The following is a 26,526-nucleotide window of genomic DNA, read 5'->3' on the forward strand; positions in this document are numbered from 1 at the left end:
GTGGCCATTATAGGGGCCGACAATTGGGACAATAGTCAGCGGTAGTTGTTCTGAATCTTTCGAAGTAGGACAATTGCCGGCTTCACGTCACCACCAGCGACCTTGAATGGCCTTCCTTGCACTCGGTATCAACCACAAGACTGCTTCCGTAGACGTCCGCGAGCGCGTGGCCTTTACGCCAGAACAGCTGGTGGAGGCCTTGCAGCAGCTCTGCCGACTGACCGACAGCCGCGAAGCCGCGATCCTCTCCACCTGCAATCGCAGTGAGCTCTATATAGAACAGGATCAGCTGTCGGCGGATATCGTGCTGCGCTGGCTGGCCGATTATCACAACCTCAGTCTCGACGAGCTGCGCGCCAGTGCTTATGTGCACGAAGACGATGCGGCAGTTCGTCACATGATGCGCGTGGCTTCCGGGCTCGATTCGCTGGTTTTGGGCGAGCCGCAGATTCTCGGCCAGATGAAGTCCGCCTACGCCGTGGCCCGCGAGGCCGGCACCATCGGCCCGCTGCTGGGGCGGCTGTTTCAAGCTACTTTCAATGCCGCCAAGCAAGTGCGCACCGACACCGCGATCGGCGAAAACCCGGTGTCGGTAGCGTTTGCCGCGGTCAGCCTGGCCAAACAGATTTTCAGTGACTTGCAGCGCAGCCAGGCCTTGCTGATCGGCGCCGGCGAGACCATCACCCTGGTCGCCCGCCATTTGCACGAGCTGGGGGTCAAGCGCATCGTCGTCGCCAACCGCACGCTGGAACGTGCCAGCCTGTTGGCTGAACAGTTCGGTGCCCACGCCGTGCTGCTGTCGGATATTCCGGCGGAACTGGTGCGCAGCGATATCGTCATCAGCTCGACCGCCAGTCAGTTGCCAATCCTCGGCAAAGGCGCAGTCGAAAGTGCGCTGAAGCTGCGCAAGCACAAACCGATTTTCATGGTCGATATCGCCGTTCCCCGCGATATCGAACCGGAAGTCGGTGAGTTGGACGACGTTTATCTCTACAGCGTCGATGACCTGCACGAAGTGGTCGCCGAAAACCTCAAGAGCCGCCAGGGCGCAGCGCAGGCGGCGGAAGAGATGGTGTCGGTCGGCGCCGACGATTTCATGGTGCGCCTGCGCGAATTGGCGGCAGTCGACGTGCTCAAGGCCTATCGTCAACAGAGCGAACGCCTGCGCGACGAAGAGCTGCAAAAGGCCCTGCGCCTGCTGGCCAACGGCGGCAACGCTGAAGATGTGCTCGGGCAACTGGCCCGTGGCCTGACCAACAAATTGCTGCATGCGCCCAGCGTGCAGCTGAAAAAGCTTTCTGCCGAAGGCCGCCTCGATGCGCTGGCCATGGCCCAGGAACTCTTTGCCCTTGAGGGCTCACCGGATAGTTTTTCGGATAAAAAACCGCAATGAAAGCGTCACTGCTCAACAAGCTGGACATCCTCCAGGACCGTTTCGAGGAACTGACCGCGCTGCTCGGCGACGCCGAAGTCATTTCCGATCAGGTGAAATTTCGCGCCTATTCCAAGGAATACGCCGAACTCGAGCCGGTCGTGCAGGCTTATAAAAAGCTGCTCAGCGTACAAAGCGACCTTGAAGGCGCGCAGGCGCTGCTCAAGGACAGCGACCCGGACATGCGCGAAATGGCCGTGGAAGAAGTCCGCGAAGCCAAGGAATTGCTGATTACGCTGGAATCCGACCTGCAGCGCATGTTGCTGCCCAAGGATCCCAACGATGGCCGCAACGTGTTCCTCGAAATTCGCGCCGGCACCGGTGGCGACGAGGCGGCGATTTTCTCCGGCGACCTGTTCCGCATGTACTCGCGTTACGCCGAGCGCCGTGGCTGGCGCGTGGAGATCCTCTCGGAAAACGAAGGCGAACACGGCGGCTATAAAGAAGTCATCGCGCGCATTGAAGGCGACAACGTTTACGGCAAGCTGAAATTCGAGTCCGGCGCGCACCGCGTACAGCGCGTACCGGCCACCGAATCCCAGGGCCGGATTCACACTTCGGCGTGCACCGTGGCGGTATTGCCAGAGCCGGACGAGCGCGAAGCCATCGAGATCAACCCGGCGGATTTGCGTGTCGACACCTACCGCTCCTCAGGCGCCGGTGGTCAGCACGTCAACACCACCGACTCGGCGATCCGCATCACCCACATTCCGACCGGCACCGTGGTTGAGTGCCAGGAAGAACGTTCCCAGCACAAGAACCGTGCGCGGGCGATGGCCTGGCTGTCGGCCAAACTCAACGATCAGCAAAACGCCGCGGCGGCCAACGCGATCGCCAGCGAGCGCAAATTGCTGGTCGGCTCCGGCGATCGTTCCGAGCGCATCCGCACCTACAACTATGCTCAGGGCCGGGTCACCGACCATCGCGTCAACCTGACCCTGTATTCGCTGGATGAAATTCTCGCCGGTGGCGTGGAAGCGGTCATCGAGCCGTTGCTGGCCGAATATCAGGCAGATCAGCTCGCGGCGATAGGTGAATAAATGACCATCATCGCCAGCCTGTTGCGCGCCGCCGAACTGCCGGATTCGCCGACGGCGCGTCTGGACGCCGAATTGCTTCTCGCCGCAGCGCTGGGTAAATCGCGCAGCTTTCTGCACACCTGGCCCGAGCGCATCGTCCCGAGCGAGGCGGCGCTGATTTTTGCCGAGTATCTGCAACGACGCCGTGGCGGCGAGCCGGTGGCCTACATTCTCGGCCAGCAGGGCTTCTGGAAACTCGATCTGGAAGTGGCACCGCACACGCTGATCCCGCGTCCCGACACTGAATTGCTGGTGGAAGCTGCGCTGGAACTGCTGCCCGCGACCCCGGCGAAAGTGCTCGACCTCGGCACCGGCAGCGGTGCCATCGCCCTGGCCCTGGCCAGCGAGCGCCCGGCGTGGCGAGTGACGGCGGTGGATCGCGTGCTCGAAGCCGTCGCGTTGGCCGAACGCAATCGCCAGCGCCTGCACTTGAACAACGCCACGGTGCTGAGCAGTCACTGGTTCAGCGCGCTGGCTGGTCAGCGCTTTCAACTCATTATCAGCAACCCGCCATACATCGCGGCGGCCGATCCGCATCTAGTCGAAGGCGATGTGCGCTTCGAGCCGGCCAGTGCGCTGGTCGCCGGTGAAGACGGTCTCGACGATCTGCGTTTGATCGTCGCACAGGCGCCGGATCATCTCGAAGCCGGTGGCTGGCTGATGCTCGAACATGGTTATGATCAGGCCGAAGCCGTGCGCGATCTGCTGCTGACCCGCGGTTTTACCGAGGTTCACAGCCGCACCGATCTGGGCGGTCACCAACGCATCAGTCTGGGGCGCCTGCCGTGCTGAATGATCAGGAATTGCTGCGCTACAGCCGGCAGATTCTGCTGCAACACATCGACATCGATGGGCAACTGAAGCTCAAGGACAGTCGCGTATTGATTGTCGGCCTCGGCGGTCTCGGCGCACCGGTGGCGCTGTATCTGGCCGCTGCCGGTGTCGGTGCATTGCATCTGGCCGATTTCGACACCGTCGACCTGACCAACCTGCAACGGCAGATAATTCATGACACCGACAGTGTCGGCATGAGCAAGGTCGATTCGGCGCTCAAGCGCCTGGGTGCGATCAATCCCGAGATTTATCTGATTGCCCACCGTCAGGCGCTCAATGAGGACTCTCTGGCAGCCGCGGTGACGGCGGTGGATCTGGTCCTCGACTGTTCGGATAACTTTTCCACCCGCGAGGCCGTCAATGCGGCGTGCGTAGCGGCGGGTAAACCGCTGGTCAGCGGCGCGGCGATTCGCCTGGAAGGGCAGTTGTCGGTGTTCGACCCGCGGCGTGCCGAGAGCCCTTGTTATCACTGCCTGTACGGGCATGGCAGCGAAGCCGAATTGACCTGCAGCGAGGCGGGCGTGGTCGGGCCTTTGGTCGGTCTGGTTGGCAGCCTGCAAGCACTTGAAGCGCTGAAGATGCTGGTTGGTTTCGGCGAGCCGCTGGTAGGGCGCTTGCTGCTGATCGATGCGCTCGGTTCGCGTTTCCGCGAATTGCGCGTCAAGCGCGATCCGGGCTGCAGTGTCTGTGGTTCGCGCCATGCGTGAAGCGCCGATCGGCGTGTTCGATTCCGGCGTCGGCGGCTTGTCGGTACTGGCGGAAATCCAGCGCTTGCTGCCCAATGAATCGCTGCTCTATGTTGGCGATTGCGGGCACATTCCCTACGGTGAGAAAACCCCGGAATTCATCCGCCAGCGTTGCAGTGCGATGGCCGGTTTTTTCCGCGAACAGGGCGCCAAGGCGTTGGTGCTTGCGTGCAACACCGCGACCGTGGCCGGCGTGGCCGACCTGCGTCGAGACTTCCCGGACTGGCCGATTGTCGGCATGGAACCGGCGGTCAAACCTGCCGCCGCCGCAACCCGCAGCGGTGTCGTCGGCGTGCTGGCCACCACGGGCACCTTGCAGAGCGCCAAGTTCGCCGCGCTGCTCGATCGCTTCGCCGCCGACGTGAAAGTCATCACCCAGCCGTGCCCAGGGCTGGTCGAGATGATTGAAAACGGCGACCTGCTCAGCGCGCAATTGCGCGTGCTATTGCAAGGCTACGTCGCGCCATTACTGGCTCAGGGCTGCGACACAATCATTCTTGGCTGCACGCACTATCCCTTCCTCAAGCCGCTACTCAAGACGATTATCGGCGACGATATCAGCCTGATCGATACTGGCGCTGCCGTGGCGCGGCAACTGCAACGGTTGCTCGGTGAACGTGATCTGCTTGCCGCAGGCCCAAGCCAGCCTGTGAGGTTCTGGTCCAGCGCCGATCCGACGTCCTTCAGAAAAATCCTGCCGATGCTGGGCCAACCCGCCGCGGATGTGCAAAACTTCGACTTGTAAAAAAAATGTGAAATAAGTCGAAATAAGCTGAACTTCTGTTCGAGCGCAGATTTCTATAGCGACAGCAGCAACTAAAAACCAAACGATCGTTCCGGAAAAGGAAGTTTCAAAGTGAAGCGACTATTCTGCTTGGCCGCGATTGCGGCCGCACTGATGGGGCAAAGCATTTCTGCACAAGCCGCTGGCGTTGAATTCGCCGTTGGCGGTACCAGCGATTCGACCATGACCTATCGCCTGGGCATGAATTTCGACTGGGACAAAAGCTGGCTGCAGAGCGACGTCGGTCGCCTGACCGGCTACTGGAGCGGCGCTTACACCTATTGGGAAGGTGACAAAACCTCCAGCAACAACAGCCTGTCGTTCTCGCCTGTTTTCGTTTACGAGTTTGCCGGCCAGTCGGTCAAGCCGTACGTTGAAGCGGGGATCGGTGTGGCGTTGTTCTCCAACACCGAATACGAAGACAACAAACTTGGTGGCTCCTTCCAGTTCGAAGACCGCATCGGTTTCGGCCTGCGTTTCAATGGCGGGCATGAAGTCGGGATTCGCGCGACGCACTATTCCAACGCCGGTCTGTCCAGCGATAACGATGGTGTAGAGAGTTACGCGCTGCATTACACGATGCCGCTGTAAGCACTACGCAGCTCCCATTGTGGGAGTGAGCCTGCTCGCGATAGCGGAGTGTCAGCCAAGCAATTTTTGACTGACACACCGCTATCGCGAGCAGGCTCACTCCTACATTGGTTTGTGGTGTTTGAAAAGTCAGCGGTAGGCCGTGCTGATGCCTTTGCGTTCCTCAAGGCACTCCGGTGCACCCATTTCGAATTCGCGGCAGATCAGCGGACGTTTTTCGTAGATCGTGCACATCATGCTGTCGCGATCCAGCGCTGCGCACCAGCCGTCGTCCAGACGCAGCATCACTTCGCCGCCCCATTCATCGGTATCGATAAAACGCTCAGGCACACCGGTGTCGGTGATCAACATGACCTCGAGCTGGCAACAGCAGGCTGCGCAGGTCGAGCAGGTGACCGCCGGTTCGGCGATTTGTTGGTGGGGAATGGTTTTCATGGCGCCAGTGTAAGGCAGCGGCCGCTGTGCGTGTGAAAGCGCTGACAGACGCTCACTGCGCCAGGCGCCGGGCCATCGCGTGCAGCAACGGAAACACCAGCGCCCACAGCACACCGATGCCGATCAGCGTTGGCCACTCGCCGTAGGGAAATTGCACTCCGGCCAGACGCCCGCCTGCGTAATACGACAGTGCACCGCCGACTGCCCCCAGCGCGCTGGCCAGCCACCACGGTTGGGCACTCCATTGCAGGCAATGGCGCAACGTTGTCGCCAGCAAGGCCCAGAGCAACATCAGCCACAGCGGAATCAGCGGCGATTCGTCGCTGAACTCGAACACGCCCAACGCGCGCAAAATACTGTCCAGCGCCGTGCCGACAATCACCACGCTGAGCACCAGGCGCCCCTCGGCCGCCCAACTGCTGAGCCAGCGCAGATGAATCACCAGCACCGCCAATGCCAGCAGCAACCACAGACTGTTGCCGCCGATCACGCAGGTCAGCCAGCCGAACTGGAACAGCACGGCGTTGGCGACATTTTTAAGCATCGAAGCGCCCAAGCAGCGGCGCGGTGATCGCCGCCGGTTTCGCCAGCAGCAGTTGCGCGGTGCCAATCGCGCGTTCGAGGAAACCACCCTCGCAATAGCACAGATAGAACTCCCACAAACGCAGGAAATAATCGTCGTAGCCCAGCTCGGTCAAACGCCCATGGGCGTGGCGAAAGTTCTCGTGCCACAAGCGCAGGGTCCGCGCGTAATGCAGGCCGAAATCTTCCATGTGCAGCAGGTTCATGTCGGTGTCGCGGCTGACCACGTCGAGCATTTTCTGCACGCTGGGCAAGGCGCCGCCGGGGAAGATGTAGCGCTGGATGAAATCGACACTGCGGCACGCCTGTTCGTAGCGCTGCTCACGAATGGTGATGGCCTGGATCAGCATCAGCCCGTTGCTCTTGAGCAACTGCGCGCACTGCTTGAAGTAGGTCGGCAGGAAGCGATGGCCGACCGCTTCGATCATCTCGATCGACACCAGTTTGTCGTATTGCCCGGTGAGGTCGCGATAGTCCTGCAACAGCAGCGTGACGCGGTCTTGCAGGCCCAGTTGTTCGATGCGTTGCGCGGTGAATGCGTACTGCTCTTTCGACAGGGTCGTGGTGGTCACGCGGCAGCCGTAATGCTGCGCGGCGTAAAGCGCCATGCTGCCCCAACCGGTGCCGATCTCCAGCAAGTGATCGCCGGGTTGCAGGGCAAGCTTCTGGCAGATGCGCTGCAGTTTGTTCAGTTGCGCCTGTTCGAGGCTGTCCTCGGCACTCAGGAATTGCCCGGCCGAGTACATCATGGTCGGGTCGAGAAATTGTTCGAACAGGTCATTACCCAGGTCGTAGTGCGCGGCGATGTTTTTCTGCGAACCCTTGCGCGTGTTGCGGTTGAGCCAGTGCAAACCTTGCACCAACGGCCGACTGATACGCGCCAGGCCCCCTTCCATTGCATCGAGCACGTCGAGGTTGCTGACGAACACGCGCACCACCGCGGTCAGATCCGGCGAACTCCAGTAGCCGTGAATGAACGCCTCGCCAGCGCCAATCGAACCGTTGCCGGCGACCATGCCCCAGAGTGCTGGATCGTTGACGTGGATTTCCCCCAGCAGCGTGCTGCCCGGAGTGCCGAACAGCAGGCGTTCGCCATCCTCGACCACCAGCAGCTGTCCGTGTTTAAGCAAGCTCAATTGGCGCAAGACGCCACGGCGCAACAGCGACCCGGTCAAACCGTTGGTGCTGAGCCAACCGGCCGACAGACTAGAGGATTTCATGGCGGTGCTCCTTGGGAGGCACAGTGGCGGTTTGAAAGCTGCCGTCGGCAGTCTGGTGGGAGAAAATCGGCGCGCGCTTGAGCAACAGGCGCAGCGCCTGCCAATAAATGGCCAATGCGGTTTTTGCGGTCATCCAAGGAAAGCGCCGCAGGTAGCGGTGCAGGCTGTGGCGATCGAGGCGTTCGCGTTGCAGGTTGAGCGTGGCGTCGAACAGTTTCTGCTCGCCCTGCCAGTCGGCCATGTGCACGCCGAGGTTCTGCGCGGCGGGGCTGAAGCTCATGCGGTATTCGAGATCGCGCGGCAAAAACGGCGACACATGAAAAGCCTTGGCCACGGCGAAGTGCTGATGAAAATCGCCCAGACTGACCGGTGCACGCGCCGGCAGCACGTAGTGATAACGCTCGCGCCACGGCGTGTTGGTAACTTCGCAGACAATCGCCGCCAGTTGCCCGTCCGCCTCATGGCAGTAGAAAAAACTCACCGGGTTGAACGATAACCCCCAACTGCGCACCTGGCTCAGCAGGCAGATCGAACCCTGCGGCTCGTGGCCGATGGCCACGCCGACCTGTTGGCGCACCGCATCGATCAGGCGCATGCCCTGGCCGGTGAAGGCCTTGAGGTAGTCGGTCTAGCGGAAGGAAAACGGCGCAAAGCGACTGCGCCCGGCCAGCGGCGACAGGGCGAGAACGGCGTCCTGCTCGCTCAGGTCGAGATACAGCAAGCCGATGCGATAGCGGAATTCATGGCGACGCGGCGAGAAGCGCCGGTGGCCGATCCAGCCGCTGTACAGGGCGCTGTTCATAGGGTTTCCCCGAACGCGGCGGCCACGCGCAACCCGCTGACCACGCCGTCCTCGTGAAAACCGTTGGCCCAATACGCGCCGCAATAATGCGTGTGCTGCGCGCCATCGAGTTCGCCCCAGCGTTCCTGTGCTGCGACAGCCGCCAGGCTGAACTGAGGGTGCGCGTAGGTGTAGCGCGCAAGCACCTTGTCCGGGCTGATGCCGGCGCTCTGGTTGAGGCTCACGCAAAACGTGGTGTCGCTTTGTATGCCCTGGAGAATGTTCATGTCGTAGGTGACGGCGGCGTGGGTGTGGCCGGCGCCGCTGAGCCGGTAGTTCCAGCTCGCCCAGGCCAGTTTGCGTGTCGGCAGCGGGCGCGTGTCGGTGTGCAGCACCACTTCATTGTCGGCGTAGGGCAGGGCGCCGAGGATCGCCCGTTCGGCATCGCTCGGTGTCGCCAGCAGTTTCAGTGCCTGATCGCTGTGGCAGGCGAACACCACGCGGTCGAAGTGTTCGATGCCGGCCGGGCTGTGAGTAACCACGCCATGGGTGTCGCGATCGACGCGGGTCACCGGGCAATGGGTGCGAATGCGTTCCTTGAACGAAGCCGTCAGCGGCGCGATGTAGGCGCTCGAGCCGCCCTCGATGACTTGCCATTGCGGGCGGTCGCTGACCGACAGCAGTCCATGATTCTTGAAGAAGCGCACAAAGAACTGCAGCGGGAAATTGAGCATTTCCGCCATCGACATCGACCAGATCGCCGAGCCCATCGGCACGATGTAATGCAGGATGAAACGCTCACCGTAGCCGCCGGCCTTGAGGTATTCGTCCAGCGTGGTATCGGCGGCGATGCGCAGTTCGAGCAGGTCGCGCTGGGCTTCTTTGTTAAAACGCAGAATGTCGCGCAACATGCCCCAGAACCCCGGCGACAACAGGTTGCTGCGCTGGGCAAAAAGACTGTTGAGGTTGTTGCCGTTGTATTCCAGACCGGTGTCGGGATCGTTCACCGAGAAGCTCATCTCGGTCGGTTTGAACGCCACCCCGAGTTGCCCGAGCAAGCGGATGAAGTTCGGATAGGTCCAGTCGTTGAACACGATGAAACCGGTGTCCACCGCATAGTCACGCCCGTCGACCGTGACCGGCACGGTATGCGTGTGGCCGCCGACCCAGTCGCTGGCCTCGAACACCGTGATGTCGTGGCGGCGATTGAGCAGGTAGGCGCAGGTCAGCCCGGCGATGCCGCTGCCGATAATGGCGATTTTCATGTCGGGTCCGTCAATGGCGGAGATTTGCGCACCATGCGTTTGCCGATCGCCAGTTGCACACGCGACGGCAGCTTCGACAGCGGCCACAGCGCCGCCATGAACAGCGCCGGAAAAGCGATCTCCAGTGGCCGGTCCTTGAGCTTGGCGAAGATGTGCCGCGCGGCTTTATCCACAGGCCAGCTCAGCGGCATGGGGAAATCGTTTTTCGCGGTCAGCGGCGTTTCGACGAAACCGGGGCTGACCACGGTGACCTCGATGCCCTCGTCGGCCAGATCAATGCGCAATGATTCAAACAGGTAGCGCAGGCCAGCCTTCGACGCGCCATAGGCTTCGGCGCGTGGCAGCGGCAGGTAAGTCACCGAACTGGCGACGCCGACCAGATGCGGCGCGGTGCCTTTGCGCAGCAGGGGCAGGGCGGCTTCGATGCAGTAGCTGCTGGCGAGCAGATTGGTGCGCACCACGTGCTCGATGATCGATGAGTCGAACTGTTTCGCGTCGACATACTCACAGGTTCCGGCGTTGAGGATCACCGAATCCAGCGAGCCCCAGTCTTCGGCGATCTGCTCGCCGATCTCGCGCACGGTCTGGCTGTTGGTCAGGTCGCCCGGCACCACCAGCACTTGTCCCGGATAGCGTTGCGACAAGACTTTCAGCGGCGCGATCTGCCGCGAGCTGACCGCCAAATGCGCGCCGGTTTTCAGAATTTCCTCAGCCAGTGCCGCGCCGATGCCACTGCTGGCACCGGTCAGCCAATAACGCCGTGGAGGTGTACGACTCATCCCATTCTCCTTTTTAGCCAGGCGATGACCCGGCCCAATACGGGTAAATGCTCATACAGCAGCGCCCCGGCATCGAAATAATCCCGATGGCGATAAACCTTGTCGTGCCACAGCAAATGCGAGCAGCCGCTGACGCGAATCATTTGCCCGCTGGCCAGACGCGGGTGGCGATAACTCATGACCCAACGCAAGTAGCCTTCGCCCTCAGCGATCTGGTCGTAACCGTGAAAGTCGAAGCGCAGTTCGCTGACGTTGGCGTACAGCTCATTAAAGTAATCGCGCAATTGCTGCAAACCCTGCACTTCGTGCAGCGGGTCGGTGAAATGAATGTCGTGGCTGTACAGCTCGCCGAGGCGCTCCAGGTTGTCTTTGTTCAAGGTGGAAAATTGCCCGGCGAAGCGGTACAGGAATTCACTCATCACGGCCTCCGGCTGGCTGGCGCGACGGCAGGTTCTTGAACGCGGCCAAGGCACGCTCGCGCGAGGCGCTGAGGTTGACGATCGGTGCCGGGTAATCCGCCACGCCAAACAAGCCGCCGAGTTTGGCCGGGTTGTGCACATCTTTTTTGTTCAAACCGGCCAGTTCCGGCAGCCAGTGCTTGATGAACAGGCCTTCGCTGTCGAACTTTTCCGACTGGCTCAGCGGATTGAAAATCCGGAAGTACGGTGCCGAATCGGTGCCGGTCGAGGAGCTCCACTGCCAGCCACCGTTATTCGCCGCCAGATCGCCATCGATCAGATGTCGCATGAAAAAGCGCTCGCCTTCGCGCCAGTCAATCAGCAGATTCTTGGTCAGGAACATCGCCACGACCATGCGCAGGCGATTGTGCATCCAGCCGGTTTCAAGCAATTGGCGCATGGCCGCGTCGATGATCGGCAGGCCGGTCCGCGCTTCTTGCCAGGCAGCCAGTTCGGCCGGCGCGTCACGCCAGGCCAGCGCTTCGGTTTCCGGGCGAAACGCGCGATGGCGCGAGACCCGCGGATAACCAACCAGAATGTGTTTGTAGAATTCGCGCCAGAGCAGCTCGTTGATCCAGGTGACCGCGCCGACCTTGCCGCTTTCGAATTCACCCTGATTGCTGTGCAGCGCGGCATGCAGGCACTGACGCGGCGAGATCACCCCAGCCGCCAGATAGGCAGACAGCTGGCTGGTGCCGGGTTTGGCCGGGAAGTCGCGCTCGCTCTGGTAATAGTCGATTTGCGCGTCGGTGAAGCTGTCGAGACGGCGGCGGGCTTCGTCTTCACCGGCCGGCCACAGCGCTTGCAGGGTTTGGCTCGGCGTGGCGAAACCGTTGATCGATGCGGGAACCGGATCACTGTCGATGTGCAGCGCGGCTTGTTTACCCGGGGCCTTGATCAGCGCCGGCAACGAGCGGTGCAGGCGTTCGTAACAGACTTTGCGAAACTGGCTGAACACCTGGAAATAGGTGTCGGTCTTGGTCAGCACGGTGCCGGGTTTGAACAGCAACTGATCGAGGTAGCTGTGGAATTCGATGCCCGCGGCTTGCAGCGTTTCGCTGACGGCAGCATCGCGGCGACTTTCATGGACACCGTATTCCTCGTTGACGTGGACTGCCTGAATTCCTAGCGCCTTGCACAGTTTCAGCAGTTGCGCGGGTGCCTGATCCCAATGCGTCGCTGTGCGAATCAGCAGCGGAATGTTCAGTGCGGCGAGGCTTTGGCTAAGGATGGTGAGGTTGCGCAACCAGAAATCGACCTTGCACGGTGCATCGTCATGTTCCTGCCATTGCTGCGGGCTCAGCAGGTACACGGCCACGGTCGGCCCACGCGCGGCAGCGGCGGCCAAAGCGGTGTTGTCATGTAGGCGCAAGTCGCAGCGCAGCCAGATCAATTGCATGTCGGAACTCACTGCGTCCATTTAGATCAATCCACGCTGAACCAGTGCCTGGTGGGCCAGAAGCACATCTTCTGCCAGGAGCACATCAGCCATCTCGGAGGCTTTTACGGATAACTCTGTGTGGTGGATGCATACCGTTGGTCCGGCGATCATTTTCGGGCAGTCGATGCCATTGAGCAGCTTCGGTAACTGCCCAAGGTTCATGGCTTTGCTGGAATACAGCAGCACGCCGCGCGCCTGCAGATGTTCCACCGCCAGCGCCAATTCGGCCGCGGGCAGCGGCCAATCGAACACTTGCACCGGGCAATCGGCACTGCTGATCAGCCACGCGCACAGCCACAGATGCGGTTCCAGTGGCAGGTCGGAATGGTTGATCAACAGCAACGGCGCGCCGTGGAACTGGCGGTTGTTGTGGTAGATGCGGGTGCCGAACTTGCTGCGCAGCCAGGAATAGAAGAACACCCGCTCCATCTGCGCGCCGAACTGGCCCTGCCAGCGCTGCTCCAGTTCTGTCAGCAGCGGCATCAGCAACTGCTCGCACAGGGTGCGCGGCGGGTACAGCGCCATGGCTTGATTGACGCTGTCGTCGAGCAAGCGCTCGTTGAGTTGGGTGACTGCGGTCATCAGCGTCTGGTGCAATCGCTGCCAGTCGTTCTCCACCGTTTCGCTGAACGCCTGCGGCGTGTCGAGCAACGGCTTGACCTGACTGACCGCGACGCCGCGGTTGAGCCAGGTGAGAATCGCCAGAATGCGCTGCACATGTTCAGCCGAATACAGGCGATGGCCCTTGGGCGTGCGCTGCGGCACGACCAGCCCGTAGCGACGCTCCCAGGCACGCAGGGTGATCGCGTTGACGCCGGTCTGCCGTGCGACTTCGCGAATCGGCAACCAGCCCTCATCGAGGGCCTTTTTGAAGTCGGCGCCGAGATCTTCCTGGGCGCTGCTGTCGGTTTTATCGTTCATTAGATAGCGTTTCGCAGACTGAGGTTTTCCGGGTGCGGTTGCAGGTAAACCTGCTGCGCAATGTACGGATCCGGATGGAGGCGAAAGTGATGCTTGAGCAGGGTCAGCGGCACCACCAGCGGCACGATGCCCTGGCGGTACTGGCCAATGACGTGCTGCATTTCTTTTTTGTCTTCGGCGCTCAGCGATTGTTTCAAATAACCGCTGATGTGCAGCAAGACATTGCAGTGGGTGCCACGGGTTGCGCATTTCTTCAGGGCGGCCATCAGCTCGCTGAAGTAGCGCGGGCCGAGTTCGGCTGGATCGCTGTCGGCCATATTGCCGAGCAGTTTGCCGAGGGCCTTGTATTGCAGCGGGTTGTGCGCCATCAGCAGGTATTTGTAACGCGAGTGGAATTCGGTCAGGACGCGGCGGCTCAGGCCTTGTGCAAGCACTTGCTGCCAGGCGCTGTAGGCGAGTACGCGGGTGATGAAGTTTTCGCGCAGGACCGGGTCGTTCAGGCGTCCGGCTTCTTCCACGGGCAGGTCGGGGTGTTCGGCGCAGAAGGTCTGGGCGTAAATGCCGCGCCCGCCGCCGTTCACCGGGGCGCCGTTGGCGTGGTAGACCTTGACGCGCTCGAGGCCGCAGGACGGTGATTGCTGCATGAAGATGTAGCCGCAGATATCGTTGAGTTCGGCGGCCATCTGCTTGCCGTATTCAGCCAGCGGTGCAGTGACGTTGATCGTCGGGTTTACGGTACCGACGGCTTGTGGCTGCTCGGGGTCGCCGACCAGGCGGATCGGTTCGCGGGGGATGCCCATGCCGATGGCGACTTCGGGGCACAGAGGGGTGAAGTCGAAGTATTCGGTGAGGGTGCGGCTGCACAGGCGCGATTCCTTGTGTCCACCGTTGTAGCGCACTTCGGCGCCGAGCAGGCAGGCGCTGATGGCGATTTTTGGCTTGGACGTGGGGGTAGCGGACATGGGCACCTCGCGATCTATACCTGTACAGTGGGTTTGGTCTGTACAACTTTTTGTCAGCATAGATGGGTTGGTGTACAAGTCAAATAGTTTGTACAAGATTTTTGCTGTTGGAGCGGTTGGAGCGGTTGGAGCGGTTGGAGCGGTGGTGGTGGCTTTTCTGTGGGAGCTTGCCTGCAAGCGATGGCTTTCTTTCAGGCGGTGAGTTTTGGAGTACATATCCGTTACTGCGGTAACGGCTGCTTAGGGTTCCGCCCTGACGGCGGGTCACTTTTTTCAAACGCCAAAAAGGTAACCCAAAACGCTTGCTCCTACGTTCGGCCCTCGCAAGCTCGGGTCCCTTCGCTCCGGGACTGATCCGGGCGCAGCGGCTACGGTTTGCTTCGCTGCACCTCCTTCCGCTGTGTACGACTTCGTCGTACGGTCGCTACGCTCCCACGCCCTGATCAATCCCTGCGCTCAGCCTTCCGACGTCGCCGGTGACGCAAGATCAAGATCAAGAGCACGCGAGCTAACGCTCATTGTTGAGTGGTTAGAAGCGGGTGGTTGGCTTGGGATTTGGGGTGGGGCTGCCCCTCACCCCAGCCCTCTCCCCAGGGAGAGGGAGCTGATCTGCGTTGGCTTTGAAATCGTGTACGACTCGGTATCGCAGGCCGGCATAGCCATCACATCCACCTCGGTCCGTCCCCTCTCCCTCCGGGAGAGGGCTAGGGTGAGGGTAGGCTTTTGCTGTGCCTCGGTTGCCATTGAAGGCGAGCGGGTTATCGTCCATCGCCAGCAGGCTGGCTCTCACAGGATTTATTTCCAGCCCAGAATCCACTGCTCGGCATTCTTCAGCACTTGCCATTCCATCCGCTCGCTGCGTTTGGTCAGCACGGCCTGCAGTTCGATTTCCAGTACGGTGCCTTCTTCGTCGCGGAACAGTTCGGTGACGAGGAAGTGTTTTTCGCGGTGTTGTGGCTGTGCTGCTGTCCATTTCGACAGCAGCAGTTTGCTCGGGTTGAGGCGGTTCATTGCAGGTGTTCGTGCAGGCGGCGGGCGGCTTCCTGGCCGCTAAGCCAGGCGCCTTCGACGCGGCCGGACAGGCACCAGTCGCCGCAGGCGTACAGGCCGAGGTCGGCGTCGGCGAGGGTGCCCCATTCGTGGCCGATGGCGGGGCGTGCATAGAGCCAGCGGTGGGCGAGGCTGAAGGTGGGCGCGGGCATGGCGCTGTGCAGGAGTTCGGCGAAGGCGCCGTGCAGGTGTTCGATCACCGCTTCCTTGGACAGGTCGATGTGTTGCCGGCTCCACGCGCTGGTGGCGTGCAGCACCCAGGTGTCGAGGGTGGTATCGCGTCCGGGTTTGCTGCGGTTGCGGGCCAGCCAGTCGAGTGGGCTGTCTTGCACGAAGCAGCCTTCGATCGGGGTGTCCAGTGGGGTTTCGAAGGCCAGGGCGACGGCCCAGGTCGGGTCCATTTTGACCCCGGCGGCGGCCGCGGCGAGTTTCGGTGCGGCGGCGAGCAGGGCGGTGGCTTGCGGTGCCGGTGTGGCGATCACGACGTGGCTGAACGGACCGTGGGTGAAGCCCTCGGCGTCCTGTAAATGCCAATGTTGTTCGCCACGAAACACTTCGGTGATGCGGCAGGCGAACTGCGCATTCAGGCCGTCGAGCAGGCCACGGGTGATGGCGCTCATGCGGGGTGCGCCGACCCAGCGGGTCTGCTCGTCCGGCGACATGTTCAGTTGCCCGCCCTGATACGAATAGAGCTGCGGCGCCCACTCGGCGACCCAGCCCTGGCTCTGCCAGCGCTGCACTTCGGTGACGAAGCGACGGTCGCGGGCGGTGAAGTACTGCGCGCCGAGATCCAGCGAACCGGCGTCGCTGCGTTTGCTCGACATGCGCCCGCCGCTGCCGCGGCTTTTGTCGAAGAGTTGCACGGTGTGCCCGGCCTCTGTCAGAGCCTGGGCGGCGGAGAGTCCGGCGATGCCGGTGCCGATGATTGCGATAGGTACAGTCATAGGGGCCTCGTTTACCTTTCTGTACAGACTACGCCGTCGATGAAACCTGTACAATTATGTTTTTTGGTATAACTTCTGCCAATCTCGTTTCGTTAGCTTGGCCTATGGTTAAACAATAGAGCCCGCCCGATGGAAAAGATCCCTGCTTATAAAAATAGACTAGTGATCCGGGTTAAATGCCACGCGAGGAAGATGTCATGCACATATTGCTGACCGGCGGTACTGGTTTGATCGGACGTCAGCTCTGCCACCACTGGCTGGAGCAGGGCCATCGGCTGACGGTGTGGAGTCGCAAGCCCGAAACGGTGGCGAAGATCTGTGGCGCGTCGGTGCGTGGCATCGCTCGTCTGGAAGACCTCAGCGAGGAGCCGCTGGACGCGATCATCAATCTGGCCGGCGCGCCGATTGCCGATCGGCCGTGGACGCATCGGCGCAAGGCGTTGCTGTGGAGCAGCCGGATCAAGCTCACCGAAAGTCTGTTGGCCTGGCTTGAGACGCGCACGCAAAAACCAGCAGTGCTGATTTCCGGCTCGGCGATCGGCTGGTACGGCGACGGTGGCGAGCGCGAGCTGACGGAAGAGTCGCCGCCGGTGATTGACGATTTCGCCAGTCAGTTGTGCATCGCTTGGGAAGAGACGGCCCTGCGTGCCGAGAATCTGGGTATGCGCGTGGTGCTGGTGCGAACGGGTCTGGTGCTGTCGGCCGAGGGCGGCTTTTTGTCGCGCCTGCTGCTGCCGTTCAAGCTGTGTCTGGGCGGGCCGTTGGGAAATGGGCGGCAGTGGATGCCGTGGATTCATATCAACGACCAAATCGCCCTGATTGATTTTCTTCTGCACCGCGAGCAGGCCAGTGGTCCTTATAATGCCTGCGCACCAAAACCGGTGCGCAATCGCGAATTCGCGCAGACGCTGGGCAGCGTGTTGCATCGCCCGGCGTTCATGCCAATGCCGACGCTGGCGCTGAAAGTCGGCCTTGGCGAGATGTCATTGTTGTTGCTCGGCGGCCAAAAGGCCATGCCGGTACGCTTGCTGGAAGCGGGCTTCACTTTCCAGTTCACGGATTTACGCGCGGCTCTGGACGATCTCTCCAGCCGCCTCTGAAATAGGACGTTGCATGACCGATCACGCCTTGCTTCTGGTCAACCTGGGTTCCCCGGCCTCGACCTCGGTGGCCGATGTGCGCCGCTACCTCAATCAATTTCTGATGGACCCGTACGTCATCGACCTGCCATGGCCGGTGCGGCGGTTGCTGGTGTCGCTGATCCTGATCAAGCGCCCGGAGCAATCGGCGCATGCCTATGCCTCGATCTGGTGGGAGGAGGGTTCGCCGCTGGTGGTGCTCAGCCAGCGTCTGCAACAGCAAATGACCCAAACGTGGAAGCATGGCCCGGTTGATCTGGCGATGCGTTATGGCGAGCCGTCGATTGAAACCTGCCTGCTGCGTCTGGTGAAGGCCGGGCACAAGAAGATCACCCTGGCGCCGCTGTATCCGCAGTTCGCCGACAGCACCACCACCACGGTGATCGAAGAAGCCCGACGCGTTTTGCGCGAGCACAAGCTCGATGTGCAGCTGTCGATCCTGCAGCCGTTTTACGACCAGCCGGAATACATCGATGCGCTGGTAGCCAGCGCTCGCCCGCATTTGCAGCAGGATTTCGATCACTTGCTGCTGAGCTTCCACGGCTTGCCGGAGCGGCATCTGACCAAGCTCGATCCGAGCGGCAATCATTGCTTGAAAGGCGCCGATTGCTGCCAGACCGCGTCGCCGGCGGTGCTGGCGACCTGTTACCGCGCGCAGTGTTTCCGCACCGCCGCCGAGTTTGCCAAGAGCATGGGGCTGGCGGACGGCAAGTGGTCGGTGTCGTTTCAGTCACGCCTGGGGCGGGCAAAGTGGATCGAGCCGTACACCGAAGCGCGGCTGGACGAACTGGCAAAAAGCGGCGTAAAAAAGATTTTGGTGATGTGCCCGGCATTCGTCGCTGACTGCATCGAGACGCTGGAAGAAATCGGCGATCGCGGCAAGGAGCAGTTCCGCGAAGCGGGGGGCGGGGAGCTGGTGCTGGTGCCCTGCCTGAACGACGACCCGCAATGGGCCAAGGCCTTGGCAACGCTCTGCGAACGCGCGCCGCTGGCCCTCTAAAAGCATCGCCAGCAGGCTGGCTCCCACAGTGGATCTGCGGTGTACACAAACACTGTGGCACCAGAGATCAAATGTGGAGCCAGCCTGCTGGCGATAGCGGTGTGTCAGGCGCTGCAGATCTGTAGGTTTAGATCAGCGGTTCATCCGCTTTCTTCTGCTTCCAGCCATCATTGCCCGGCAGGATCAGGTTCAGCGCAATCGCCACCACCGCGCACAGCGCGATGCCTTTGAGGCCGAAGTCGTCAGGACCGGTGCCGGTGCCGACCAGCACACCGCCAATACCAAACACCAGCGTCACCGAGACGATCACCAGATTGCGCGCTTCGCCCAGGTCGATCTTGTGGCGGATCAGGGTGTTCATCCCCACCGCCGCGATCGAGCCAAACAGCAAGCACAGAATCCCGCCCATCACCGGCACCGGAATGCTTTGCAGCAGCGCGCCGAACTTGCCGATGAACGCCAGGGTGATGGCGAAGATCGCCGCCCAGGTCATGATTTTCGGGTTGTAGTTCTTGGTCAGCATCACCGCGCCGGTCACTTCGGCGTAGGTGGTGTTGGGTGGGCCGCCGAACAGCCCGGCAGCAGTAGTGGCGATGCCGTCACCGAGCAGGGTGCGATGCAGGCCCGGCTTCTTCAGGTAATCGCGACCGGTCACGCTGCCGACCGCAATCACCCCACCGATGTGCTCGATCGCCGGCGCCAGGGCCACCGGAACGATGAACAGGATTGCCTGCCAGTTGAACTCCGGCGCGGTGAAGTGCGGCAGGGCGAACCAGGGCGCCGCTGCAATCTTCGCGGTGTCGACCACGCCGAAATAAAACGACATGGCAAAACCCACCAGCACCCCGGAAATGATCGGCACCAGGCGGAAGATGCCTTTGCCGAACACTGCCACAATCAACGTGGTCAGCAGCGCCGGCATCGAAATCAGCATCGCGGTCTGGTAGGGAATCAGTTCAGAACCGTCGCCAGCCTTGCCCATCGCCATGTTCGCGGCAATCGGCGCCATGGCCAGGCCAATCGAGATGATCACCGGACCGATCACCACCGGCGGCAGCAGACGGTCAATGAACCCGGTACCTTTGATCTTCACGGCCAGACCGAGGAAGGTGTAGACGAAACCGGCCGCCATCACCCCGCCCATGGTCGCGGCGAGGCCGAACTGGCCCTTGGCGAGAATGATCGGGGTAATGAAGGCGAAGCTCGACGCCAGAAACACCGGCACCTGACGCCCGGTGACGATCTGGAACAGGATCGTCCCAAGACCGGCGGTAAACAGTGCCACGTTCGGGTCCAGGCCCGTGATCAGCGGCATCAGCACCAGCGCGCCGAACGCCACGAACAGCATCTGCGCGCCGGACAGCACCGTGCGCCAGAGCGGATCGTTGAACTCTTGCTGCATGCTTACGCGTCCTTCTGCTTGGTGCCGAAAATCTTGTCACCGGCGTCGCCAAGCCCAGGAATGATGTAGCCGTGCTCGTTCAAACGTTCATCGATGGACGCGGTGTAGATGGTCACGTCCGGGTGCGCCTTTTCGACGGCGGCGATGCCTTCTGGCGCGGCGACCAGAACCATGGCGCGGATGTCGCGGCAACCGGCCTTCTTCAGCAGGTCGATGGTCGCAACCATGGAGCTGCCAGTGGCGAGCATCGGGTCGATAATCATCGCCAGGCGTTCGTCGATTTCCGGCACCAGTTTTTCCAGATAGGTGTGCGCTTGCAGGGTTTCTTCGTTGCGGGCAACACCGACAGCCGAAACCTTGGCACCCGGAATCAGGCTGAGCACGCCTTCGAGCATGCCGATGCCGGCGCGCAGGATCGGCACGACGGTGATTTTCTTGCCGGCGATCTTTTCCACCGACACGGTGCCGCACCAGCCGGCGATGTCGTAGGATTCAAGCGGCAAATCTTTGGTAGCTTCATAGGTCAACAGGGCGCCGACTTCCTGAGCGAGCTCACGGAAATTCTTGGTGCTGATGTCAGCGCGGCGCATCAGGCCGAGTTTATGGCGGATCAGCGGATGGCGGATCTCGAGAATGGGCATGGAAAAACTCCGGCGGCGGGCAAAAAAACCGGCCTAGATTAATCTATCCGAGGGTGATGTCCTATAGGACATACAGTACGTTAGTCCATAAAGGCTTGATTCAGCCGTTGCGGATGCGTACCTTTGCCCGCTTTTCCGAATCCGAAGCCCCCCTGGAGAGCGCCATGTCCGCTGATCTCGAGCATATCCGTCAAGTCATGCGAGAGGCTGACTGCCTGTACACCGAAGCTGAAGTCGAGGCGGCCATCGCCCGTGTCGGTGCGCAAATCAACGAACAACTGGCGGACACCAACCCGGTGGTGTTCTGCGTGATGAACGGCGGCCTGATCTTCTCCGGCAAACTGCTGACGCATCTGCAGTTCCCGCTGGAAGCGTCCTACCTGCACGCCACCCGTTATCGCAACGAAACCAGCGGCGGCGACCTGTTCTGGAAAGCCAAGCCGGAAGTCTCGTTCATCGACCGCGACGTGCTGATCATTGACGATATCCTCGACGAAGGTCATACCCTGGGCGCGATCATCGATTTCTGCAAACACGCCGGCGCGCGCAAAGTGCACACCGCCGTACTGATCGACAAGGACCACGACCGCAAGGCGCGTCCTGACCTGAAAGCCGACTTCGTCGGCCTGCCGTGCATCGACCGCTACATCTTCGGTTACGGCATGGACTACAAGGGTTACTGGCGCAACGCCAACGGGATCTACGCCGTTAAAGGCATGTAAGACCCCCGGAGTTATCCCCAACCCCCTGTGGGAGCTAGCCCTGCTAGCGATAGCGTCCTGTCAGCCAACATCAGTATTACTGACAGACCGCCATCGCCAGCAGGCTGGCTCCCACAGTTGTTTTGTGTGTGCTGATGCATCTGCGACACCCATGCTAGAGTGCTCGGCCCCGCCCTCCGGAGCCTGTCATGCGCCTCTTGTCCCGCAGCCTTGCCGCGCTGTTGCTGTCCCTCAGCCTGCCGTTGTCCGCCGCGCCGATGCACAGTCAATTCCTGCCGCCCGACGATCTGACCGTGCGCGATGCCGAACCCGAGCAGCAGCAACTGATGCAGGTCAGCGAGTACTCGGTGGTGGTCGGTGCGCAACGCCAATCCAACCAGCAGCCGATTCCGGTCACCTCGTCGTTGTTGATCCGCCTCAAAGGCAAGTCGCTGAACAAGGGCGCGACCATCAGCCAGGTGCTGGTGAGTTTCGACGGCGAAAGCAAGAGCCTGAAAAAACCGGCCTACGACGACAAGAGCAAAACCCTGACGCTGTTTTATCCGCTCGCCCAGTACCGTGTGGTGATGGATTTGCTGCGCAACGACACCGTGTATGTGCAGTTCCTCAGTTACGCCAATGGTCATATCTGGGCCGATTTGCACACCGGTGCGGTGCGATCGCGTTGAGCAGGGCGGCCGGGCAGGGGTAAACTGCCCGCCCCGTGTCATGTCTGCGAGCTGGAGTCGGCAATGCGTAAAGATAAGAAACAAGTGATTGGTGACGAGATCGGCGATGCGCAGATCAAGCTGTTCCTCGATTTTGAGCCGGTCGATTCCATTTCGCCGTCGCTGCACAAACTGATCAAGGCGTATCGCGGTCTGCGCATCGATGACTTCGAGCGTTTTCTGGGCTTCTTCGTCGAGGCCGGTTACGACGTTGATGGCAAGGATGCGCAGGGCAAGACCTTTGTCGAGCTGATCGCCGATCAGCGCAATGCCGCTGAATACATCGAGCTGATCGACAAGGCTCGCGGCTGAGGCATTCGATTCATTGCCAAGGCATAAAAAAACGCCCCGCACTCATTGAGTACGGGGCGTTTTTTATGCCGCGAGATCAAGCGTAGCTTGGCGTCTCGCTGTTTTCTTCTACCAGTTCCAGCGCGATGTTGTTCTGCGTGTTGATCTTGCGATACAGCGCAGCATCGGTTTCCAGGACTTTCTCACGAGCCGGGAAGATCTCGGCCAGTTTGCCGGCCCATTCGCCCTTGGCCTTGTCCGCGAAGCACTTCTCGATCAGTTCCAGCATGATCGAAACGGTCACCGAAGCGCCTGGCGAAGCGCCGAGCAGGGCGGCGAGGGAGCCGTCCTTCGCAGCAACCAGCTCGGTACCGAATTGCAGGATGCCGCCCTTTTTCGGGTCCTTTTTGATGATCTGCACCCGTTGGCCGGCCACTTCCAGGCGCCAGTCTTCGGCTTTCGCCTGCGGGTAGAAACGGCGCAGGGAATCCAGGCGCTGCTCCATCGATTGCATCACTTCGCTGACCAGATACTTGGTCAGGTCCATGTTGTTTTTCGCCACCGCCAGCATCGGCCCGATGTTGCCGGCGCGAACCGACAGCGGCAGGTCCATGAAGGAACCGTGCTTGAGGAATTTGGTGGTGAAACCGGCGTATGGCCCGAACAGCAGGGATTTCTTGCCGTCGACGACGCGGGTGTCCAGATGCGGCACCGACATCGGTGGCGAACCCACAGCTGCCTGGCTGTAGACCTTGGCCTGATGCTGCTTGACCACTTCCGGGTTGTCGCAACGCAGCCACTGGCCGCTGATCGGGAAGCCGCCGAAGCCTTTGCTTTCTTCGATGCCCGAAGCCTGCAGCAATGGCAACGCCGCGCCGCCCGCGCCGAGGAAGACGAATTTGGCGTCGACTTCGCGGGTGTTGCCGTTGTTGACGTCCTTGATGCTCACGGTCCAGCCGTTGCCGTTACGCTTCAGGCCGGTGACGCGCTTGCAGTATTTGACCTGGGTGTCCGGAGCGCTGGTCAGATGCTTGAGCAACTGATTGGTCAGGGCGCCGAAGTTGACATCGGTGCCGTTCATCACGCGGGTCGCGGCGAGGACTTCGTCCGGCGAACGGCCCGGCATCATCAGCGGCATCCACTCGGCCATCTTGCCTTTGTCTTCGGTGTATTCCATGTCGGCAAAGGCGTGGTGCTTGCTCAGCACGTTGAAGCGTTCCTTGAGGAACGATACACCGCTGTCGCCCTGAACGAAGCTCAGGTGCGGCACCGGGCTGATGAAGGATTTGCACGAGCCGAAGGTGCCTTTTTTGGTCAGGTACGACCAGAACTGTTTCGACACCTCGAACTGGGTGTTGATGTGCACGGCTTTCTTGATGTCGACGCTGCCATCGGCAGCCTGCGGCGTGTAGTTCAGCTCACACAGACCCGCGTGGCCGGTACCGGCGTTGTTCCAGGGGTTGGAACTCTCGGCGGCACCGGAATCCATCAGCTCGACGACTTCCAGCTTGATCGCGGGGTCGAGCTCTTTGAGCAGTACGGCCAGGGTGGCGCTCATGATGCCGGCCCCTACCAGAACTACGTCGACTGCTTCGTTATGCGCCATTTAACGCGTCTCCAAAATCTGCAGCACCAAATTGTCGGCATGGCTGCCAGGCGTTCCGGGACAGGTCAGTGGTGTCCGGGCTATCCGTGGTCAGGTTCGCCATGTCCGAATCTTCGCAATTTTTCGCAACTTCGACGGATGCGTGCGGCCTGGCTTCAAGGGTTCCATGAACTCATTTGTGCGCAAGGCTGGCAATTCGACTTATGGTCGAGACATCCGTTTTGTGCAACCAAATCCGTAGCGGACAGGCTTCAGGCTCCGGTATTCGAGGTATACCCGGTCCTGTGTCGTTGGGCTGTTTCAGACGCTAATGGTGCATGTTCAGACGCAAAACTATTCATTTGCTCGCCACACTCTTGTGAAGTTGTGAAAACCCGTTTTTTTCACGCTCTTTTGAAGACGTGAACCTCAAAAAAGGGCTGTCTTGGCCTGGCACCTGCCCGCAAGGGCAAAAACACGCGGTGGCCGAGCGTCATGACAGCTCTGCAGATTCGCGAAAAGCGGGTTTTTGCCGGAAGAACAGGCAAGCGCGCCAACTTCACTCGATCTGTGTGGGCGGCTCTCTGTGGGCGATTTTTGGTGTCGATGCATGCGCATTGACGCTGTTGCGGGGCCCGATCAGGAGACGTCCTTATAATCGGGGGGAGATTGTAGCGAAGAAATGCGCGCAGTTGCTCGTGTTTAATGACTTTTATTAGGCATCCGGTCAGATGCTCAACATCGCCTGGACCCGTGTGCGAGGCTGCGACGCTATGACGCGGGCGCTGGCCGGCAGTGGCTGGTGCAACCAGTTGAGGCGGATTTCTTCGATTTCCACCCAACCGTCGCCCATCGGTTGCAGGCTGCACTGCTTGAAGGCTTGGCAGTGGCCGTTGCGGTCGAGCAGGGCAAAGCAGCGATGCAACGGACGTGGGGCGAACAATGAGATCAGATAACGCATGGCTGAGTACCTTGTTGGGGGACTGAATGAAGCTTGGCCTCAAGCCGTGACGTCGTGGTGTATGGACGGTGAAGAATCTGTGACAGGAACCGCTTTCGACGGGGTTTGTCAGACATTTCAGTATTCACTGTGCGGCGCTGGTTACCCGCAGTGGCCCACCGCTATACTGCCGGCCTGTTTGTGCCTGATTCTGGAGAGAAAAGCATGTTGCAACGCCTGTTGTTCGGTTTGATCACTGTGGCCGGTTTGACCCTGGCCGGCTGCGCCCACAGCCCGCAACAACTGAATCCGGAGCCGAAGCTGACCACGCAACTGCCTGCGGTCGGCCGTGGCCAGCCGGTTGTCGTGCGCGTGGTCGACGGTCGTCCGTCGCCAACCCTCGGCACCCGTGGCGGCCTGTACCCGGAAACCAGCGCCATCACCGTGCAGCGCGAGCAGATCCTGCCCAAGTTGCAGGCTCAGGCTGAGGCCGCCGTGCGTCTGCTCGGCTTCACCCCGACCAACAACGCGCCGAATGCACCGCAGCTGACCGTGACCCTGGCCGAGCTGAAATATCAGTCGCCGAAGGAAGGCATGTACGTCACCGAAGCGACTATCGGCGCGACCTTCCGCTCCGACGTGCAGAACGCCAACCGCCGCTACAGCGGCCGTTACGGTGCTTCGCTGGACCAGCGCTTCGGCATGGCGCCGAACCAGGAAACCAACACCAAACTGGTCAGCGATGTGTTGAGCGATGCGTTGACGCGTCTGTTCAAGGATCCGACGGTGGGTCAGGTTCTGGCTGAGTAAGTTTTCAGCGGATGTGAAAAAGCCCGGGGCCAGTGATGGTTGCCGGGCTTTTTTGTGGGACCTGAAATCCTACCCCCTCACCCCAGCCCTCTCCCCCAGGGGGGCGAGGGGGAAAGGGAGCCGATCGGGGGCTTTTCAGAACCGGAGTTCGGCTGGATATTTCAGGTCGATGCACCTCGACCAAACACCTCGATCAGTCCCCTCTCCCTGCGGGAGAGGGCTAGGGTGAGGGGCTTTTAAGCTTTTGACGTTCAGGCAGCCTGCGAATAAAAGTCGAGCACGCTCACCCCAGTCAGCAAATCCGTCTCCGGCAAATCCGCATGCTGGTGCCCGCCCAGTGCGCAATACACCAGCCAATGCCGATCCTGCACATTGAACGCAAGGCTGCCGACCAGACTCTGTTGTTCGTCGTAAGGCGTGATGAGGTACAGGCGATCCTGGTTTTCCGCGTGCAGCATGGTGCATTCCATTGAGGTTTCGAGGCGCGCAGGGTGCAGCATCTACATGACGAAGCCGTGACACAGGACAGCCATCGGTCGATTGTCAGGTTATTTGTCGCAAAGGCTGGGGCAGGGCGCTCGGGTTTGGGTAGAATCCGCGCCGCGGTCGTCGGTCTGGCGTCTGCCGAACCGGTCTAGATTGAGGTCTGTGATGTCGCTGCACTTGATGACACTGTTTACCGCCCATCCCGCCAAATTGATCAATTTGCTGGCGCTGTTGCTGGCGTTTCCCGGCAGCTGGCTGCTGCACGCCACCCGTCGCCGCGAACAACGCGCACAGGCCAGCCTCGCCGCCCAGCGTCAGGCGCAGCCGAATGCCGAGCCGCTGCTCGATTGGGCGACCTTGCGCATGAACCGCTTTTTCTATCGTTTCGGTTTTGCCTGCCTGGGCCTGGCCTTGCTGGTGTCGTGGATCAGCACGCGTTTCTGACTCGTTCAGGCTTGAAAAACGGCGCCCGCAGGCGCCGTTTTTGTGTCTGGCTCAG

At 60.9% G+C, this 26,526-nt stretch carries 29 protein-coding genes and 1 pseudogene; 13 read left to right on the plus strand and 17 right to left on the minus strand.

Going from position 1 to position 26,526, the window contains the following annotated elements:
* The first annotated feature begins 106 nt into the window (after positions 1-106).
* The 6 genes from hemA (at position 107) to J3P75_RS05130 (ending at position 5,466) form a co-directional block, all read left to right on the plus strand.
* On the plus strand, positions 107-1,393 hold the full coding sequence (gene hemA / locus J3P75_RS05105) for a glutamyl-tRNA reductase (protein ID WP_434709521.1): 1,287 nt from the start codon (positions 107-109) through the stop codon (positions 1,391-1,393).
* Positions 1,390-2,472, plus strand: a complete 1,083-nt coding sequence (prfA, locus tag J3P75_RS05110; RefSeq protein ID WP_434595563.1) for a peptide chain release factor 1 — start codon at positions 1,390-1,392, stop codon at positions 2,470-2,472. Before hemA ends, prfA begins: the two co-directional genes overlap by 4 nt.
* Positions 2,473-3,303 (plus strand): peptide chain release factor N(5)-glutamine methyltransferase, encoded by an 831-nt coding sequence (gene prmC, locus J3P75_RS05115; RefSeq protein ID WP_434709523.1) that lies wholly within the window; start codon positions 2,473-2,475, stop codon positions 3,301-3,303. It begins immediately after the preceding gene.
* A complete protein-coding gene (locus J3P75_RS05120; RefSeq protein ID WP_434709524.1) occupies positions 3,297-4,052 on the plus strand; it encodes a molybdopterin-synthase adenylyltransferase MoeB in 756 nt (251 codons plus the stop codon). The genes prmC and J3P75_RS05120 overlap by 7 nt, the downstream gene beginning before the upstream one ends.
* Complete coding sequence (gene murI, locus J3P75_RS05125) at positions 4,045-4,836, plus strand: glutamate racemase (RefSeq protein ID WP_434709525.1); 792 nt, start codon at positions 4,045-4,047, stop codon at positions 4,834-4,836. The genes J3P75_RS05120 and murI overlap by 8 nt, the downstream gene beginning before the upstream one ends.
* Before the next feature lie 111 nt (positions 4,837-4,947).
* Entirely contained in the window at positions 4,948-5,466 is a 519-nt protein-coding gene (locus J3P75_RS05130) for an acyloxyacyl hydrolase (protein WP_203419470.1), read from the plus strand.
* A gap of 129 nt (positions 5,467-5,595) precedes the next feature.
* On the opposite strand, the gene J3P75_RS05135 is transcribed toward J3P75_RS05130, so the two are convergent.
* The 12 genes and pseudogenes from J3P75_RS05135 to J3P75_RS05190 all read right to left on the minus strand — a co-directional run bounded on the left by J3P75_RS05135 (position 5,596) and on the right by J3P75_RS05190 (position 16,304).
* Entirely contained in the window at positions 5,596-5,901 is a 306-nt protein-coding gene (locus tag J3P75_RS05135; RefSeq protein ID WP_434595571.1) for a YkgJ family cysteine cluster protein, read from the minus strand.
* A gap of 52 nt (positions 5,902-5,953) precedes the next feature.
* Positions 5,954-6,445, minus strand: a complete 492-nt coding sequence (locus J3P75_RS05140) for a DUF2878 domain-containing protein (protein ID WP_434709526.1) — start codon at positions 6,443-6,445, stop codon at positions 5,954-5,956.
* Positions 6,438-7,703, minus strand: coding sequence for a class I SAM-dependent methyltransferase (locus J3P75_RS05145; RefSeq protein ID WP_434709528.1), 1,266 nt, complete (start codon positions 7,701-7,703; stop codon positions 6,438-6,440). The genes J3P75_RS05140 and J3P75_RS05145 overlap by 8 nt, the downstream gene beginning before the upstream one ends.
* Positions 7,690-8,505 (minus strand): annotated as a pseudogene (locus J3P75_RS05150) (DUF1365 domain-containing protein). The gene J3P75_RS05145 and the pseudogene J3P75_RS05150 overlap by 14 nt, the downstream one beginning before the upstream one ends.
* Positions 8,502-9,749 carry an NAD(P)/FAD-dependent oxidoreductase gene (locus J3P75_RS05155; RefSeq protein WP_434709529.1) on the minus strand — a complete coding sequence of 416 codons (1,248 nt, stop codon included), beginning with the start codon at positions 9,747-9,749 and terminating at the stop codon, positions 8,502-8,504. Before J3P75_RS05155 ends, J3P75_RS05150 begins: the two are co-directional and overlap by 4 nt.
* Positions 9,746-10,528 carry an SDR family NAD(P)-dependent oxidoreductase gene (locus tag J3P75_RS05160; RefSeq protein ID WP_434709530.1) on the minus strand — a complete coding sequence of 261 codons (783 nt, stop codon included), beginning with the start codon at positions 10,526-10,528 and terminating at the stop codon, positions 9,746-9,748. The genes J3P75_RS05155 and J3P75_RS05160 overlap by 4 nt, the downstream gene beginning before the upstream one ends.
* Positions 10,525-10,947, minus strand: a complete 423-nt coding sequence (locus J3P75_RS05165) for a nuclear transport factor 2 family protein (RefSeq protein ID WP_434709531.1) — start codon at positions 10,945-10,947, stop codon at positions 10,525-10,527. The genes J3P75_RS05160 and J3P75_RS05165 overlap by 4 nt, the downstream gene beginning before the upstream one ends.
* The gene (gene phrB, locus J3P75_RS05170) at positions 10,940-12,385 is read right to left on the minus strand and encodes a deoxyribodipyrimidine photo-lyase (protein ID WP_434711209.1); all 1,446 of its coding nucleotides are present in this window, start codon (positions 12,383-12,385) and stop codon (positions 10,940-10,942) included. Before phrB ends, J3P75_RS05165 begins: the two co-directional genes overlap by 8 nt.
* 21 nt (positions 12,386-12,406) lie before the next feature.
* A complete protein-coding gene (locus tag J3P75_RS05175) occupies positions 12,407-13,348 on the minus strand; it encodes a MerR family transcriptional regulator (protein ID WP_434709532.1) in 942 nt (313 codons plus the stop codon).
* The gene (locus J3P75_RS05180) at positions 13,348-14,310 is read right to left on the minus strand and encodes a YbgA family protein (protein ID WP_434709533.1); all 963 of its coding nucleotides are present in this window, start codon (positions 14,308-14,310) and stop codon (positions 13,348-13,350) included. The genes J3P75_RS05175 and J3P75_RS05180 overlap by 1 nt, the downstream gene beginning before the upstream one ends.
* A 795-nt stretch (positions 14,311-15,105) precedes the next feature.
* Positions 15,106-15,321 (minus strand): TIGR02450 family Trp-rich protein, encoded by a 216-nt coding sequence (locus J3P75_RS05185; protein WP_208939796.1) that lies wholly within the window; start codon positions 15,319-15,321, stop codon positions 15,106-15,108.
* Complete coding sequence (locus J3P75_RS05190) at positions 15,318-16,304, minus strand: NAD(P)/FAD-dependent oxidoreductase (protein ID WP_434709534.1); 987 nt, start codon at positions 16,302-16,304, stop codon at positions 15,318-15,320. The genes J3P75_RS05185 and J3P75_RS05190 overlap by 4 nt, the downstream gene beginning before the upstream one ends.
* A gap of 197 nt (positions 16,305-16,501) precedes the next feature.
* On the opposite strand from J3P75_RS05190, the gene J3P75_RS05195 reads away from it, so the two are divergent.
* Positions 16,502-17,404, plus strand: a complete 903-nt coding sequence (locus tag J3P75_RS05195; RefSeq protein ID WP_434709536.1) for a TIGR01777 family oxidoreductase — start codon at positions 16,502-16,504, stop codon at positions 17,402-17,404.
* Between the two features lie 13 nt (positions 17,405-17,417).
* Positions 17,418-18,443, plus strand: a complete 1,026-nt coding sequence (hemH, locus tag J3P75_RS05200; RefSeq protein ID WP_434709537.1) for a ferrochelatase — start codon at positions 17,418-17,420, stop codon at positions 18,441-18,443.
* Positions 18,444-18,570: 127 nt separating this feature from the next.
* Here hemH and J3P75_RS05205 read toward each other — a convergent pair whose 3' ends face one another.
* Both J3P75_RS05205 and upp read right to left on the minus strand, forming a co-directional pair.
* Entirely contained in the window at positions 18,571-19,845 is a 1,275-nt protein-coding gene (locus tag J3P75_RS05205) for a uracil-xanthine permease family protein (RefSeq protein ID WP_090286201.1), read from the minus strand.
* A gap of 2 nt (positions 19,846-19,847) precedes the next feature.
* Complete coding sequence (gene upp, locus J3P75_RS05210) at positions 19,848-20,486, minus strand: uracil phosphoribosyltransferase (protein WP_090286199.1); 639 nt, start codon at positions 20,484-20,486, stop codon at positions 19,848-19,850.
* Positions 20,487-20,650: 164 nt separating this feature from the next.
* Between upp and J3P75_RS05215 the strand changes: the two genes are divergently transcribed.
* The 3 genes from J3P75_RS05215 (at position 20,651) to J3P75_RS05225 (ending at position 22,227) form a co-directional block, all read left to right on the plus strand.
* The gene (locus J3P75_RS05215) at positions 20,651-21,208 is read left to right on the plus strand and encodes a hypoxanthine-guanine phosphoribosyltransferase (RefSeq protein ID WP_090286198.1); all 558 of its coding nucleotides are present in this window, start codon (positions 20,651-20,653) and stop codon (positions 21,206-21,208) included.
* A gap of 188 nt (positions 21,209-21,396) precedes the next feature.
* Complete coding sequence (locus J3P75_RS05220) at positions 21,397-21,876, plus strand: hypothetical protein (RefSeq protein WP_090286197.1); 480 nt, start codon at positions 21,397-21,399, stop codon at positions 21,874-21,876.
* Between the two features lie 63 nt (positions 21,877-21,939).
* Positions 21,940-22,227 (plus strand): PA4642 family protein, encoded by a 288-nt coding sequence (locus tag J3P75_RS05225; protein ID WP_434709538.1) that lies wholly within the window; start codon positions 21,940-21,942, stop codon positions 22,225-22,227.
* Between the two features lie 76 nt (positions 22,228-22,303).
* Here the strand turns inward: J3P75_RS05225 and mqo are convergent, their stop codons facing one another.
* On the minus strand, positions 22,304-23,812 hold the full coding sequence (gene mqo, locus J3P75_RS05230; protein ID WP_090286193.1) for a malate dehydrogenase (quinone): 1,509 nt from the start codon (positions 23,810-23,812) through the stop codon (positions 22,304-22,306).
* A gap of 706 nt (positions 23,813-24,518) precedes the next feature.
* Positions 24,519-24,752: a hypothetical protein gene (locus J3P75_RS05235; RefSeq protein ID WP_090286191.1), complete on the minus strand. Its 234-nt coding sequence runs from the start codon at positions 24,750-24,752 to the stop codon at positions 24,519-24,521.
* Between the two features lie 204 nt (positions 24,753-24,956).
* On the opposite strand from J3P75_RS05235, the gene J3P75_RS05240 reads away from it, so the two are divergent.
* Positions 24,957-25,541 carry a YajG family lipoprotein gene (locus tag J3P75_RS05240; RefSeq protein WP_008086137.1) on the plus strand — a complete coding sequence of 195 codons (585 nt, stop codon included), beginning with the start codon at positions 24,957-24,959 and terminating at the stop codon, positions 25,539-25,541.
* A gap of 251 nt (positions 25,542-25,792) precedes the next feature.
* On the opposite strand, the gene J3P75_RS05245 is transcribed toward J3P75_RS05240, so the two are convergent.
* A complete protein-coding gene (locus J3P75_RS05245; protein ID WP_008083982.1) occupies positions 25,793-25,999 on the minus strand; it encodes a hypothetical protein in 207 nt (68 codons plus the stop codon).
* Positions 26,000-26,192: 193 nt separating this feature from the next.
* On the opposite strand from J3P75_RS05245, the gene J3P75_RS05250 reads away from it, so the two are divergent.
* A complete protein-coding gene (locus J3P75_RS05250) occupies positions 26,193-26,471 on the plus strand; it encodes a hypothetical protein (RefSeq protein ID WP_090286189.1) in 279 nt (92 codons plus the stop codon).
* Positions 26,472-26,526 lie beyond the last annotated feature (55 nt).

The organism is Pseudomonas sp. R1-1 (genome assembly GCF_051132135.1).
Classification (GTDB): Bacteria; Pseudomonadota; Gammaproteobacteria; order Pseudomonadales; family Pseudomonadaceae; genus Aquipseudomonas.

Coding starts and splice junctions, on each gene's coding strand:
- J3P75_RS05180 (WP_434709533.1), bottom strand. CDS start 14,310: ATGTCCGCTACCCCCACGTCCAAGCCAAAAATCGCCATCAGCGCCTGC.
- J3P75_RS05195 (WP_434709536.1), top strand. CDS start 16,502: ATGCACATATTGCTGACCGGCGGTACTGGTTTGATCGGACGTCAGCTC.
- murI (WP_434709525.1), top strand. CDS start 4,045: ATGCGTGAAGCGCCGATCGGCGTGTTCGATTCCGGCGTCGGCGGCTTG.
- J3P75_RS05175 (WP_434709532.1), bottom strand. CDS start 13,348: ATGAACGATAAAACCGACAGCAGCGCCCAGGAAGATCTCGGCGCCGAC.
- J3P75_RS05220 (WP_090286197.1), top strand. CDS start 21,397: ATGCGCCTCTTGTCCCGCAGCCTTGCCGCGCTGTTGCTGTCCCTCAGC.
- prmC (WP_434709523.1), top strand. CDS start 2,473: ATGACCATCATCGCCAGCCTGTTGCGCGCCGCCGAACTGCCGGATTCG.
- J3P75_RS05225 (WP_434709538.1), top strand. CDS start 21,940: ATGCGTAAAGATAAGAAACAAGTGATTGGTGACGAGATCGGCGATGCG.
- J3P75_RS05235 (WP_090286191.1), bottom strand. CDS start 24,752: ATGCGTTATCTGATCTCATTGTTCGCCCCACGTCCGTTGCATCGCTGC.
- J3P75_RS05205 (WP_090286201.1), bottom strand. CDS start 19,845: ATGCAGCAAGAGTTCAACGATCCGCTCTGGCGCACGGTGCTGTCCGGC.
- J3P75_RS05215 (WP_090286198.1), top strand. CDS start 20,651: ATGTCCGCTGATCTCGAGCATATCCGTCAAGTCATGCGAGAGGCTGAC.
- J3P75_RS05240 (WP_008086137.1), top strand. CDS start 24,957: ATGTTGCAACGCCTGTTGTTCGGTTTGATCACTGTGGCCGGTTTGACC.
- hemH (WP_434709537.1), top strand. CDS start 17,418: ATGACCGATCACGCCTTGCTTCTGGTCAACCTGGGTTCCCCGGCCTCG.
- J3P75_RS05245 (WP_008083982.1), bottom strand. CDS start 25,999: ATGCTGCACGCGGAAAACCAGGATCGCCTGTACCTCATCACGCCTTAC.
- J3P75_RS05155 (WP_434709529.1), bottom strand. CDS start 9,749: ATGAAAATCGCCATTATCGGCAGCGGCATCGCCGGGCTGACCTGCGCC.
- mqo (WP_090286193.1), bottom strand. CDS start 23,812: ATGGCGCATAACGAAGCAGTCGACGTAGTTCTGGTAGGGGCCGGCATC.
- J3P75_RS05140 (WP_434709526.1), bottom strand. CDS start 6,445: ATGCTTAAAAATGTCGCCAACGCCGTGCTGTTCCAGTTCGGCTGGCTG.
- upp (WP_090286199.1), bottom strand. CDS start 20,486: ATGCCCATTCTCGAGATCCGCCATCCGCTGATCCGCCATAAACTCGGC.
- J3P75_RS05185 (WP_208939796.1), bottom strand. CDS start 15,321: ATGAACCGCCTCAACCCGAGCAAACTGCTGCTGTCGAAATGGACAGCA.
- hemA (WP_434709521.1), top strand. CDS start 107: ATGGCCTTCCTTGCACTCGGTATCAACCACAAGACTGCTTCCGTAGAC.
- J3P75_RS05145 (WP_434709528.1), bottom strand. CDS start 7,703: ATGAAATCCTCTAGTCTGTCGGCCGGTTGGCTCAGCACCAACGGTTTG.
- J3P75_RS05160 (WP_434709530.1), bottom strand. CDS start 10,528: ATGAGTCGTACACCTCCACGGCGTTATTGGCTGACCGGTGCCAGCAGT.
- J3P75_RS05165 (WP_434709531.1), bottom strand. CDS start 10,947: ATGAGTGAATTCCTGTACCGCTTCGCCGGGCAATTTTCCACCTTGAAC.
- J3P75_RS05135 (WP_434595571.1), bottom strand. CDS start 5,901: ATGAAAACCATTCCCCACCAACAAATCGCCGAACCGGCGGTCACCTGC.
- phrB (WP_434711209.1), bottom strand. CDS start 12,385: ATGCAATTGATCTGGCTGCGCTGCGACTTGCGCCTACATGACAACACC.
- J3P75_RS05190 (WP_434709534.1), bottom strand. CDS start 16,304: ATGACTGTACCTATCGCAATCATCGGCACCGGCATCGCCGGACTCTCC.
- J3P75_RS05250 (WP_090286189.1), top strand. CDS start 26,193: ATGTCGCTGCACTTGATGACACTGTTTACCGCCCATCCCGCCAAATTG.
- prfA (WP_434595563.1), top strand. CDS start 1,390: ATGAAAGCGTCACTGCTCAACAAGCTGGACATCCTCCAGGACCGTTTC.